The 12,339-nt window shown below is 49.0% G+C and carries 9 protein-coding genes; 6 read left to right on the top strand and 3 right to left on the bottom strand.

Going from position 1 to position 12,339, the window contains the following annotated elements:
• Nucleotides 1-130 precede the first annotated feature (130 nt).
• Nucleotides 131-1,357 carry a nitrate/nitrite transporter gene (locus tag PLA01S_RS05810; protein WP_127590668.1) on the bottom strand — a complete coding sequence of 409 codons (1,227 nt, stop codon included), beginning with the start codon at nt 1,355-1,357 and terminating at the stop codon, nt 131-133.
• A 440-nt stretch (nt 1,358-1,797) separates the two neighbouring features.
• On the opposite strand from PLA01S_RS05810, the gene nirB reads away from it, so the two are divergent.
• From nirB to PLA01S_RS05795, 3 genes are all read left to right on the top strand, one after another.
• Nucleotides 1,798-3,969, top strand: coding sequence for a nitrite reductase large subunit NirB (nirB, locus tag PLA01S_RS05805; RefSeq protein WP_127590666.1), 2,172 nt, complete (start codon nt 1,798-1,800; stop codon nt 3,967-3,969).
• A 33-nt stretch (nt 3,970-4,002) separates the two neighbouring features.
• A complete protein-coding gene (gene nasC, locus PLA01S_RS05800; RefSeq protein ID WP_127590664.1) occupies nt 4,003-6,129 on the top strand; it encodes an assimilatory nitrate reductase catalytic subunit NasC in 2,127 nt (708 codons plus the stop codon).
• 260 nt (nt 6,130-6,389) lie between these two features.
• Entirely contained in the window at nt 6,390-7,298 is a 909-nt protein-coding gene (locus PLA01S_RS05795; RefSeq protein WP_246059355.1) for a collagen-like domain-containing protein, read from the top strand.
• A 485-nt stretch (nt 7,299-7,783) separates the two neighbouring features.
• Here PLA01S_RS05795 and PLA01S_RS05790 read toward each other — a convergent pair whose 3' ends face one another.
• Complete coding sequence (locus tag PLA01S_RS05790; RefSeq protein ID WP_127590660.1) at nt 7,784-9,004, bottom strand: RNA polymerase sigma factor; 1,221 nt, start codon at nt 9,002-9,004, stop codon at nt 7,784-7,786.
• A gap of 220 nt (nt 9,005-9,224) precedes the next feature.
• Here PLA01S_RS05790 and PLA01S_RS05785 point away from each other — a divergent pair, with 220 nt between their 5' ends.
• Nucleotides 9,225-9,626 carry a hypothetical protein gene (locus PLA01S_RS05785; RefSeq protein ID WP_127590658.1) on the top strand — a complete coding sequence of 134 codons (402 nt, stop codon included), beginning with the start codon at nt 9,225-9,227 and terminating at the stop codon, nt 9,624-9,626.
• 108 nt (nt 9,627-9,734) lie between these two features.
• On the opposite strand, the gene PLA01S_RS05780 is transcribed toward PLA01S_RS05785, so the two are convergent.
• Complete coding sequence (locus tag PLA01S_RS05780) at nt 9,735-10,646, bottom strand: aminoglycoside phosphotransferase family protein (protein ID WP_127590656.1); 912 nt, start codon at nt 10,644-10,646, stop codon at nt 9,735-9,737.
• A gap of 237 nt (nt 10,647-10,883) precedes the next feature.
• Between PLA01S_RS05780 and PLA01S_RS05775 the strand changes: the two genes are divergently transcribed.
• Nucleotides 10,884-11,198 (top strand): DUF1904 family protein, encoded by a 315-nt coding sequence (locus tag PLA01S_RS05775; protein WP_127590654.1) that lies wholly within the window; start codon nt 10,884-10,886, stop codon nt 11,196-11,198.
• Between the two features lie 166 nt (nt 11,199-11,364).
• Nucleotides 11,365-12,312: an aminoglycoside phosphotransferase family protein gene (locus tag PLA01S_RS05770; RefSeq protein ID WP_127590652.1), complete on the top strand. Its 948-nt coding sequence runs from the start codon at nt 11,365-11,367 to the stop codon at nt 12,310-12,312.
• The last annotated feature ends 27 nt before the right edge of the window (nt 12,313-12,339 follow it).

The following is a 12,339-nucleotide window of genomic DNA, read 5'->3' as shown; positions in this document are numbered from 1 at the left end:
GAAGGGCATCGAAAAAATACAGGTAAAAGCTTGACCAATACCCGGTATAATACCGGGTATTGGTCGCATCATCAACATGTTCTTAACAATTGTATTCGTTTGACGAGGTTATAACCTGAGCGTCTTTCATCTAGATCTTGGCCGAACCGGCCTGCGGGCCTGATGACACACTGCGAAGCCAGCTTCGCCGCCATTTCAGCTGCATCACGACCGTAAGTGCCAGCGAAGCGGCAGCAATGAAACTTAAGATGATGAAACCTACGGTGTATGAGCCTGTTGCCTGGTATAACAGGCCGAGAATAAGCGGAAGAGCATAACCGCCCAGACCTCCGGCGGCTCCCACAATACCGGTAACCAAGCCGATCTCGCCGCCAAAACGCTGAGGGACGAGCTGAAATACCGAACCGTTCCCCGCACCCAGGCACATCATGCCGATAAACAGCAGCGTGACAACCAGCCAAAGGGGAGGCAAGAAGGAGACGCCGATTAGCATGATGGACGCCCCGGCATAGAGAAACATCAGCATCCGCGAGCCCCCGATTCGATCGGCCAGAAAGCCGCCCACAGGGCGGAAGAAACTCCCTGCTATGACACAGATCGTGGTAATGTCCGCAGCCTGAACCGCTGAGAGACCATACTGGGTGTTGAAGAAGATCGTCAAATAGTTGGCGAGCCCCACAAAGCCGCCGAACGTCACGCAGTACAGGGCGCAGAATACCCAGGCATCACGCTGCTTAAGGACACTTCCATACTCGGATGATCTTTTGGGAGCTGGACGATTCGGACTATTGCGTGCAAACAGCGAGAAATAGATGAAGACCAACACAATGGGGATAATGGCGAGTCCGAACACCATCTCCCAGCTTCCGAAATGTTGGGCGAGCCGATTGGCGAAGAGGGTTGCGAGGACGGTGCCGCTGTTGCCGGCCCCGGCAATTCCCATCGCCAAACCTTGATGTTCCTTGGGATACCACTGTCCTGCCAGCGGCAGAGCTGCGGCGAACGAAGCTCCAGCAACCCCTAGCAGAACAGCAACGACATACAATTGATCCAGGGAATCGACCCACAGCCAGCCTAATAATAAAGGGAGCAGCGTAACTACCATTCCAATTTGGGCTGTTAGTTTGGGGCCGAGGCGATCCGCCAGGAAACCTAATACGAGTCGGAGTATGGAGCCGCCCAGAACGGGAAGAGCCACCAGATTTGCCTTCTGCACCGGGTCCATCGGATAATCCGCGGCAATGACCACCGCAAGGGGTCCAAGCATGCCCCAAATCATAAAGCTGATATCAAAATACAGAAAAGCACCAAATAGCGAGGGCTTATGCCCGCTTTGCCAAAATCCTTTCCTCTCCATGGTTATCGCTCCTTATCCAAATGTGTACTTTCTCTAATCGTTGCCGACTCACAGCTGCAGGCATAAAAAGGCCGCAATTCGCCCTTTCCCCAAGACGATTTGCGGCCTCATTGCCCAAGACTAAAGACACAGCATTGTGTCCCCGTCCGTAAAATAACATATGATTTTGATGATTCACATTATAGAGAAGAGGTTAATTGGATGTCAATATACTTTACATAATTTATCTAAAAATTTATTTATCCAGCAATGATATTAATTTAGTGTTATATATATTGACATTTAATTGTTCATCAACTAATCTGAATGTATCATAATTATTGAAATCCGGCACAATGATGTGCCGGATTGGAGGCAATGACGCCCTTTCCCTTATAACGGGGGAAGGGCGTTTGTCATTTTCTCACATGAAAATGACATGGCGGGAATGGAGGGAATTCATGAAGAGAAAGAAACTACTTGTCGTTGGCAATGGGATGGCGGGGATAAGATGTGTAGAGGAAATCCTCAAGCTGGACCCGGAGCTCTTCGATATTACGATATTCGGTGCGGAACCTCGTCCCAACTATAATCGGATCCTTTTATCCAAAGTTCTTCAAGGTGAACATTCTCTTCAGGATATCATTCTGAACGACTGGTCCTGGTATGAGGTGCATGGCATTCGGTTGTTGGCGGGGGAGACCGTTCGTCATATCGATATCAAATCCCGCTCTGTTGAGACAGCCTCCGGTATACGGGAAACGTATGATGCTTTAATTCTGGCAACAGGCTCATCCCCCTTCATTCCGCCGATCCCCGGAACGGATAAGGAAGGAGTTATTTCGTTTCGGACCGTGGACGACTGTACGAAAATGGCCGACATGTCCAAGGTGTACGCTAAGGCGGCTGTCATTGGCGGAGGATTACTGGGATTGGAGGCTGCCCGCGGGCTTCTCCATCTCGGGATGGAAACCCAAGTGGTTCATAATGCTCCTTACATCATGAACCGACAGCTGGATCGAACGGCTTCGATGATGCTGCAGCGGGAACTTGAAGCTCAGGGGATGCGATTTAACTTGGCAAAGGACACCACGCGAATTGTTGGCCGTACCAGGGCTCAAGGCCTTCGGTTTATGGACGGGTCGCGGCTTGATGCTGATGTAGTCGTACTCGCTGTAGGGATCAAGCCTAATGTGGAGCTTGCCCAAAGAAGCGGCCTTCGAACGCAGCGGGCGATTCTGGTGGATGACTTCATGAGAACAAGCGAGCCGAACATTTATGCCGTTGGTGAGTGCGCGGAACACCGGGGCATTAGTTATGGTCTGGTCGCTCCCCTATATGAGCAGGGGAAGGTGCTTGCTCGTGTCATCTGCGGCCGGGAGGCAGAACCTTATTGCGGGTCGATTCCCTACTCCCAGCTTAAAGTATCGGGCGTGGATGTATTTTCCGCCGGGTTGATATCAGGGGAAGATGCTGAAACGGCTATTCAGCATTACGATGCCGTATGCGGCACATACAAAAAAGTGACGATGCGCAAAGGCAGGGTTACGGGTGCTGTTCTGTTCGGAAATACGAATGAGGGGTCCTCGCTGCTGGCATTGGTGCAGCAGGGTGCGGCTGTGTCGGAGCTTATTCCTTCTGAAAGCGGAGCCGTCAGCACAGCCGGATCTGCTGCGGAGGCGCTCCCTGACAATGAAACGGTGTGCGCTTGCAATGGTGTCAGCAAAGCGGCGATCATGCGGGCTATTACCGAACATCATCTGGAAAGCTCGGATGAAGTGAAGGAGTTTACCAGGGCATCCGGTTCCTGCGGCGGCTGCCGGCCTATGGTGGATGCTCTTGTCAAATATACGCGAAGCGGCAAAAAGAAAGAGGGCTCGCATACGTCAGTCAGAACGCCGGTTGAAGTTCCTTATTGTGAGTGCACGGTGCTTGGTCAATCTTCATTGAAGCAAGCGGTTGTTCATGCCGTGGATCAAGGCTGTTATTCCATTTCGGAATTCATGTTACATCAGGGCTGGAAGAAGCGGGACGGATGTGAGGTGTGCCGTCCAGCCGTACGCTTTTATTTTGAAATGGAAATGACGGGCGCAGTTAACGATGATGAGTGGGCGCTGGCAATTAAAGCCCTTGACGATGTTTCTTTTGAAGGCTCAGGGTCTTATCAAGGGGTCAAGGTATGGGTTGGAGACACAGAAGGATCTAAACCGGAGGCGGCAGGCATTCGCAGAATTGGAGAATGGCTTCGCACCAGCTGTCGAGAAGTGTCTCTTCCATCCCCGGTTAGTGCAGGGGTATCTGATTGCACAGCGTCGTCCGTCAGCATCCTGGTCCAGGGGATCGGAATTTCCGCTTCCCCCGCGGGCTGGGAGGTTTATCTCGGCGGACATGCGGAGCATCCTGTCCGTGAAGGGCAGCTGATCGGTGTTGCGGAACGCGAGGAAGAAGTCGTTCAGCTCGTAGCTGCTTGTTTGCAGTGGTACCGTCAGAACAGCTTGTATGAGGAACCGCTGTGGAGGTGGGTGGAACGTACAGGCGTAACGGCAATCCGGGAAAATGTTCTTGACAATGATCTGCAAAGAGAACTTGCAGAGAAGCTGTCTCGCCAAGTATGGGAGGCCCAAGTCGGTTAAAACAGGAGAATAATAGGAAGAGGTGGTCTGGATATGCTTCAATCGGATCGTGCTGAAGTGACAGGTTCTGCTGCCGTGATCGAGACGCAATGTCCTTTCTGCAGTGTACAGTGCAAGATGACGGTTACCGAAGGTGAGAACGGCATTCCGGGTCAGCGCCGGGCTGAATATAAGGTGGAAGGGGTTCCGAACGCCGCTTCGGAGGGCAGGGTATGCGTCAAAGGCATGCATGCGCATCAGCATGCAGTCCATTCACAGCGCCTGACGCATCCGTTAATCCGTTCAAAAGGTGAGCTCGTTCCATGTTCATGGGATGAAGCATTTGCCGTGGCCAGTCAACATATGCAGGGGATTTTAGAGCAGTATGGCCCTGATGCCAATGCCGTATACGGCGGTGGATCGCTGACCAATGAAACGGCATACTTGCTCGGGAAATTTGCCAGGGTGGCGCTGGGTACCCGCCATATCGATTATAACGGCCGCTTCTGTATGTCTGCTGCCGCCTCTGCAGGGAGCAAAACCTTCGGGATCGACCGGGGGTTGACGTTCAGATTGGCAGATATTCCTCTGGCACGCTGTATCGTGCTGGCCGGCACCAATATAGCGGAATGCCAGCCTACGCTGCTGCCTTACTTCAACCAGGCTAAGGAGAATGGGGCGAAGATCGTTGTCATCGATCCGCGGAAAACAGCCACCGCCGCAATGGGCGATATGCATTTGCCGATCAGACCGGGAACGGATACCGTACTGGCGGATGCGATGCTTAAGATCATTATGGATGAGGGGCTCATCGATGAGACCTTCATTCAAGCAAGAACGAACGGTTACGATGAGCTTAGAGTTTATTTAAACAGCTTCGATCTCTCGGAGGCTGCAGGCATATGCGGATTGGAGCTGGGGCATATCCGTGAGGCGGCTTTAGCTTATGGTGAGTCGGATACAGGCATGGTGCTGACTGCGCGAGGGGTGGAGCAGCAGACGGATGGCCATTTGGCGGTTCGTCATTTTCTGAACCTGGTCTTGGCTACGGGGAAAATCGGGAGAGAAGGCTGCGGATACGGAGCCATCACCGGTCAGGGGAATGGACAAGGGGGAAGAGAGCATGGACAGAAGGCCGATCAGCTGCCGGGCTACAGGTCGATCGAGAATGAAAAGGATCGGGCGTATGTTGCCTCCGTGTGGGGTGTGGATGCTTCAAGTCTGCCCGGGAAAGGAGTCTCGGCCTATGAGATGATGGAGCTGATTCATCAGGGAGGGATTAAATCGCTCTTCGTGATGGGCTCCAATCCTATCGTATCGAATCCGAACGCCGGACTGGTGGAGGAAGGCTTGAAGAAGCTTGATTTTCTGATGGTTGCAGACATGTTTATGTCCGAAACGGCCCAATTAGCCGATCTCGTTCTGCCGGTAACCTCCTACATGGAGAATGAAGGGACGCTGACGAATCTGGAGGGACGGGTTCTTCTGCGAGAGGCAGGGCGTCAGGCGCCGGGTGAGGCGCGTCATGACTGGATGATTCTGTGCTCCTTGGCAGACAGGCTGGGCAAGAGGCATTATTTTCGCTTCAACGAGCCTGAGGAGATCTTTAATGAACTGCGGCTCGCGAGCAAAGGTGGAATTGCGGACTACTACGGAATTACTTATGACCGATTGCGCCGGGAGAAGGGCGTATATTGGCCGTGCCCCTCACCTGAAGAGACTGGGGTGGGTCTTCTTTTTCAACAATCGTTCGCCCATCCGGACGGGAAGGCCGTGTTCTCTGTTACGGAAGGGGATCCATGGAAAGGCGTGTCCGAGGATTACCCACTCATTCTGACCAATGGTCGTGTTCTATCCCACTATCTAACCGGTGTACAGACCCGGAGAAGCCCCACTTTGCTTGCACGCGAGCTTGAAAATTTCGCCGAGATTCATCCAAACACCGCTCAGCGTTATCGAATCCAGGACGGCGAGTGGGTAGAGATCCTGTCGGAGCATGGATCTTTTATCGTTCGCAGCAGGATCAAAGACCAGATTCGAGAAGACACCTTGTTCGTCCCCATGCATTGGGGCGGCGTGCAGAATGTCAATTACGCGACCCGGCCGGAGCTCGACCCGTTCTGTAAAATGCCCGGGTTTAAGACATCCGCTGTCCGGATACGGTCCTTGAAGCGGGAGTGATGTCGAACTTAAGTCAATCCTTCAATAAGAAGTGCTTGCTAAAAAAGACCCAAATTACTGAAAGTGTGTTGGTGTTTGTGGTATACAATACCCTACCATAAACCCATTAATTCTAAAAATAGTCTATAGTCCAGCTAACAGACGGCTATTAGTCCATGCCTAAAACAAACGACTCACGTACACTGAACCATCTTTATAGGGAGGTGTCGTAGTTGAGTTATTTGGATAGAAAAATACGGTGTACAAAGAGAACTGTAAATATGTGCCATCCCAAAGAAAAAAAAGAGAAACGTCGTTTACGAGTTATTAAAAAAATAGTGCGGGTCCAGTGTCCCCCGCCTGAAGGACAGGAATTACTTCAAGAACTTGCAGGAGCAATCGCAGAAGCTGGACCCCAAGGACTTGCAGGAGCACTAGGCCCCCAAGGGCTAGCAGGGCTTGTAGGAGCGATTGGCGCACTAGGCCCCCAAGGAATTGCAGGAGCGCTAGGCCCCCAAGGATTAGCAGGGCTTGTAGGAGCGATTGGAACACTTGGACCTGGAGGACTTGCAGGAGCACTAGGGCCCCAAGGACTAGCAGGACTTGTAGGAGCGATTGGAGCACTTGGGCCTGAAGGACTTGCAGGAGCGCTCGGACCCCAAGGAATAGCAGGACTTGCAGGAGCAATTGGCGCAGCTGGACTGGCAGGGCCAGCAGGACCAGCAGGCGCAACGGGTCCAGCGGGGCCCGCAGGGCCGGCGGTCGGAGTATTAGGGTTTGCAGATTTTTTTGCCTTAATGCCTCCTAATAATGCAGCTACTGTTGCTGCCAATACGGACGTAAGTTTCCCGCAAGATGGACCAATCAGTGGGACGGAAATTACCCGTGTAAATGCGAGCGCATTTAACTTGGCGGCAATAGGCACTTATCAGGTTTTGTTTCAAGTAGGTGTAAACGAACCGGGCCAACTCATTCTAACACTTAATGGCGCTGACTTGGCTTATACGGTTGTCGGGCGAGCAACGGGTACTACTCAAATCGTAGGAATGGCTCTTGTGCGAACATCGGTCATTAATTCAGTCCTCACAGTTCGAAATCCTGCTGGCAATACTGAGGCACTCACAATCACTCCATTAGCTGGAGGAACAAGGCCTGTTTCCGCACATCTTGTAATTACGCGAATTGCATAGAGGGTAAGAAATACAGTATTTTTCGATAAAAATGCCAATATCAATTAGAGCCGCTCTCAATCTTCTTGTGGTTCCATGACTTGGTACGGGGACATTCTGCGCCTGTGACATAAGCATATAGTGACATTACCGCGTTCTTATTAGATTCTCATCGAATCCGCCATGAGCACAGGTTCTTGTCTTTGTTGGCTAGCGATATAAGTTCTTGTCTCAGCTCGGGAGAAGAACTTATATCTATAAAAGCGGCCAAATGCTATTTCTAATGCATGTATGTTCCGTCGAGAGCGTTACTTTTCTGATTTTGTTTATACATCGCTTTGCTTTAATCCATGATGACATGTGATGGTGGTTTAATGTTCAGTCAAATTCCTATGAATGAATAGGTCAAGTAAACTTAAAGACGAGTCCATTGTAGTTGCGTTATATCACATGACCGCGCGGTGGAAAATAAAGAAACCCGGTCCTGGACCGGGTTCTCTTACGATTTAATTCAGCTGATCTTGGAGGGCCTTCGCCCACTGTTCATGTAGCTCTTCTTCGGTAAGATGGAAAGTGCCTTGATAATCATTCTGGTTTCGGATGAATTGATTTAATGCGTCTAACCCGTATTTTTTAATGATGAACTCAACGATCAGATAGGAGAACTGAAATCCCGTCTTGCCGAATTCCCAGGAATTATCATTGAGATCTTCGAAGCTAGGAATGGCCTGATTGCGGATGGCTTCGGAAGTCGTGCTCCGAATGAAATCCTCGGACATTTGCTGCGCTTCGTACCCGCCGATGCCCTGACGGATCCATTTGGGTGCGGATGGATTAATGTCACTTATTAACCACATGGTATACAAGTGCAGGGTGGACCGGAGGATCGATTGATACGTATGCTCGGGTCCCGGGTTCAAGGGCGAGACGATTTTTAATTTGTTGTTATCGAACGTACCCATGAACCAATCCGGTGCATCCGATTCACCGACGGCTTGATGGAATGTTGGCAGATCGGGATAGATTTCAATTACGATTTTGCGTGAAGGCTGATGATGATATTTCGCTGCAATCTGTTCTACATTGTTCTTAAGTTCTTGAAACAGGTCCTGATGGACCTTGCTCTGACGATGATTGGCTTCACTTTTGCTTTCAATGGATATCAAGTCAAGAATTGACATAATCGTGATGTCACCCCATTCTTTTAATTCTTTCTTTAGCTTCTCCAATGACCGGTACAATCGATTTTTCACCGCACTCTCGCGCATGCCCACGATCCTGGATATTTCCGACAGCGTACAATCCACGAAAAATCGCAAGGATATAATCTGTTGATCAAGCTCACTCAGCTGCTTAAGTGCCGAGCTAATATCGATTCGAATATCAACATATCTGGCAAAATCAAGGGAGATGGACTGTGATTCATAACTTGTAAAGTCATAAGGCATCTCATGTTTACGTGATATACTTCGATATTCATTTTTAACCGTGTTCTGGGCAATCTTGAAGATCCAGGTAAATAGACTGGAATTCCCGTTGAACTTATCGAGGTTCTCCATGGCCCTTAAGAACACTTGTTGTGTTAAGTCATCTGCAGCCATCGGATTCACTTTCAGTGCGAGATAATGGCGAATCCTCAGGCGGTATTCATCATACACCTCTTCAAATGTACGATTGGTTCCCTGGTTATCCGGATAAACAGGGAGATTGTCATGAGCTCTTGACATGAATAAGAACCTCCTCTTGACCTTACAGTTAATTAGACACCGGAGGGAGGCAAAAAGCCACATTCGACGGAAATAATTTCTGCTCATTTCATACGGTGGCTGGGCCGAAAATCTAGGTTATTGACGCATTTATATCTATCATCCTATAAAGGCACAAGAATGAAAGACGGCTCTGCATATGATGTCATCATGATGAATAGGGAAGCGAGGTGATCCTAATATGTCTTCGAAACGCGCAAGGAAATCCAGAACCGCTTCGAAATCGAGACCTCCGCAGCATTGGGTAGGTCAACCGGTCGTGGTCGTTCTGAAGGACGGCAGCTACTATATCGGAGAACTGAGCCAGATCCAAGGCCGGGAAGTAACGCTGTCTGGACTTCGTGCTAACAAAAAAATGCCGGCTTCGATTGCACGGAGCGGGGACAAAGCGCAGATTTCCGGATTTTTAAGCGACTTGTTTGGAGGTCCCCCAAGCGCTCCGGCAGCCGAAGGAGCCGAGGAAAAAGAAGGAGTTGCGGCTGTAGGCGGGTTGGGCTTTTTAGGACAAATCGTGCCTCACATTAAACTGGGCATGAATGTGATAAAAACCATTATGCCATTAATGGGAATGTTAAAAATATAACGTTGCTGCAACGTCTGGCTAATCACGAAACGAAGAAAAAGAAGCTTGAAGGTTTTTTTCAAGCTTCTTTTTTATATAGGATATGATTACGCCATAACCATCAAACCATTACCTGGCGATCGCACGCTGAATAATCGATTTGGCTTCCAATGCAATGGCTTCATCTTTATCGTCGATGGCCTGCATGAATATTAACATGGGGATGTATACGGCGATCATCCGTGCCAAAATCTTGGTTTCGTCGTCCACTTCGCCATAGATATCATAGAAGGCCTCCCTGGAGGCCGGTGGCAGGAAGCTGTAAACGATACTCAGGTCACAGGCAGGATGGCCAATGTTTACGTCACCCCAATCAATAATGCCCGAAAGCATGCCGGCATCGTCGACCAACATGTTTTTAAAATGGAGATCCCCGTGGATTAGAACATGTTGGTGCCTGGCCCGATCCAAGTGGATGCCCTGCAAATAGTCCTCGATCTCATTTAATTCCTCTTGCGTAATATAGTGGGTAAGATTGGAAAGGAGATTCAGCATTTTGTTTTTGCGGCCTGCGATATCGGCCAGATTACGCTGGTCGGACAATACACCCTCTTGCTGAGCGATTTCCACGGGAAACGCATGCAGATTCTTCAGGAACCGGGCGAGTGTTGCCGCCGACTGCATCCGCGCTTCATCCGATATTCCAATCGGAAATTTTCCTGGAAGATAGTTATACCCCAGAAAAGGTGCAGGATAGTCTTCGCTTTCTTTTCCGAAGAAAAGGGGTTTCGCATAAGGTACCGTTATGTAGTGTTCAAGCTTGGGCAGGATTTTTGCTTCGGTTTTAAGTAAAGATATGGCTATATTTCTACGAGGAAAGCGAAATACATACTCATCGCCAACGCGATAAACGGTGTTGTCCCATCCGTTGCCAATCTCCTGGACCTTAAGGGCGGACAATTGGGGAAATTGACGGGTAAGCAATAACCGGACTAACGACTCGGTCACTTCCCATTCGGCATCCCATAGATTTTGTCCCATGAGGACATTCACCTCCATAATAAATTTCTCGTATGATGAATCGGATGTTATCAAGTTTATCGGAAGAGCTCGTACAGGGCAATTGAAAGGATAACTATAGTTGAAATCCACCTGCGAATGTGTACATCTGAATCATAGTGATTCCTTTCACAATAACAATATTGTATAGTAGAAGAGAGATAAAAGTCACTTGAGGACATCTATAAGACAATAATTCGACGAAATGAAGGGATCAGAGTGCCATATTTACGCTTTAAAGGATTTACCGAAGTCTTTCTTGAAGAAATCACACCACAGGTCGTTGATGAATTCGCGAGGATTGTTCAAATACCGCAGGAAATTGTGAAGATCGAACTGCTTCCTTATCAGATTATAACCAATACGCCGCTATCCGTGGAAATCCTCATGTTCCAGAGATCTCAGGAGATTCATGATGCTGTTGCAGCCCGCATTCACGACATCTTGTCGGAGCACGGGTATCGGAACGTACATATTTTCTTCGTGATTCTTCAGCGGAATCTTTATTATAAAGAAGGCAGGCCATTAGAATAAAATAAGTTCTGGTTAACGGCAAACAAGGATGCAGAAGATGCATCCTTGTTTTTTTAACGGGATAAATGAGGCTGTATCATAAATGATGGACTTTATATCCAATTTTCAGTACCGTAATGATAAATAGGATGATCAAGAATGATAAAAGGCATAGATAGGAGGACCCATGGACCATTTACAATACATGTTGAAGGATTATTACGGCTTGGAGCATACCGGAATTTCACCACAACAGGGTGGATGGGCTGCATTGGCATTCAGGGTATGGGATGTCAAACATACCTATTTCCTGAAAGTATATGAGAAAAGCCGTGCATCTACCCCGAAGTGGACTGCGCTTATTGATGATTACGTTCCTGTCCTGTTGTGGCTTGAGGAGCATAGTCGTTTAAAGGGTAAGATTCCTGTGCCTATTCTTACGACTGACGGCCGCTATCAATGCGAGGATGACGAAGGGATTTATCTGTTATATGAATACATCGCCGGGGATACAATCGCCGATACCGAGCTGACCAAGGATCAAGTGAGGCAACTGGCAGAGATGATCGGAGAGCTCCATCGTTATGGGGAAGAGGTTCCACTGGTGACAAGTGCGATGAAAGAAAGCTTTACGGTGCCGTTTCTTGAGCAGCTAAGGAGCACGCTCGACGGGGAGTTGCCGTATGACCTCGGAAAAGTGCTGCTTCATCATATCGAGAGCTTGAAGAATTTAATGCTTAAAATTGAAGAGCTGTCCGAAGCATTAAAGAACCGTAATCTTCGTATGGCATTATGTCATACCGACGTTCATGCCTGGAATCTCATGTCAGACGGACAACAACTGAAATTGATTGATTGGGAGGGACTGAAGCTGGCACCGGTTGAAGCTGATATGATGTCCTTTGCCGACGAGCCCTACTTTGCTGAATTCATGAGGGTATATAAAGAAACGCATGGTCAGTATGAGATAAACGCCGAGGCGCTTGCATTTTATCAAGGGAGACGCAAATTGGAAGATGTCTGGGAGTTCATGGAGCAGCTGCTCTATGATGTCCAGGATGACAAAGAACGTGCGTTAACGCTCCAGAGTCTGAGAAAAGAGCTGGAAGAGATCGCTTCTTCCCGTCGGGACTGATCCTAATACATGAAAAAAGCCATCCAG

Origin of the sequence: Paenibacillus lautus NBRC 15380 (assembly GCF_004000945.1) — a bacterium.
Taxonomy (GTDB): Bacteria; Bacillota; Bacilli; order Paenibacillales; family Paenibacillaceae; genus Paenibacillus_AQ; species Paenibacillus_AQ lautus.
This window is presented reverse-complemented; position numbering and strand designations above follow the sequence as displayed.

Excerpts from the sequence above, each read along its gene's own strand:
- PLA01S_RS05810 (WP_127590668.1), bottom strand. The coding sequence starts at position 1,357 with ATGGAGAGGAAAGGATTTTGGCAAAGCGGGCATAAGCCCTCGCTATTT.
- nirB (WP_127590666.1), top strand. The coding sequence starts at position 1,798 with ATGAAGAGAAAGAAACTACTTGTCGTTGGCAATGGGATGGCGGGGATA.
- nasC (WP_127590664.1), top strand. The coding sequence starts at position 4,003 with ATGCTTCAATCGGATCGTGCTGAAGTGACAGGTTCTGCTGCCGTGATC.
- PLA01S_RS05795 (WP_246059355.1), top strand. The coding sequence starts at position 6,390 with ATGTGCCATCCCAAAGAAAAAAAAGAGAAACGTCGTTTACGAGTTATT.
- PLA01S_RS05790 (WP_127590660.1), bottom strand. The coding sequence starts at position 9,004 with ATGTCAAGAGCTCATGACAATCTCCCTGTTTATCCGGATAACCAGGGA.
- PLA01S_RS05785 (WP_127590658.1), top strand. The coding sequence starts at position 9,225 with ATGTCTTCGAAACGCGCAAGGAAATCCAGAACCGCTTCGAAATCGAGA.
- PLA01S_RS05780 (WP_127590656.1), bottom strand. The coding sequence starts at position 10,646 with ATGGGACAAAATCTATGGGATGCCGAATGGGAAGTGACCGAGTCGTTA.
- PLA01S_RS05770 (WP_127590652.1), top strand. The coding sequence starts at position 11,365 with ATGGACCATTTACAATACATGTTGAAGGATTATTACGGCTTGGAGCAT.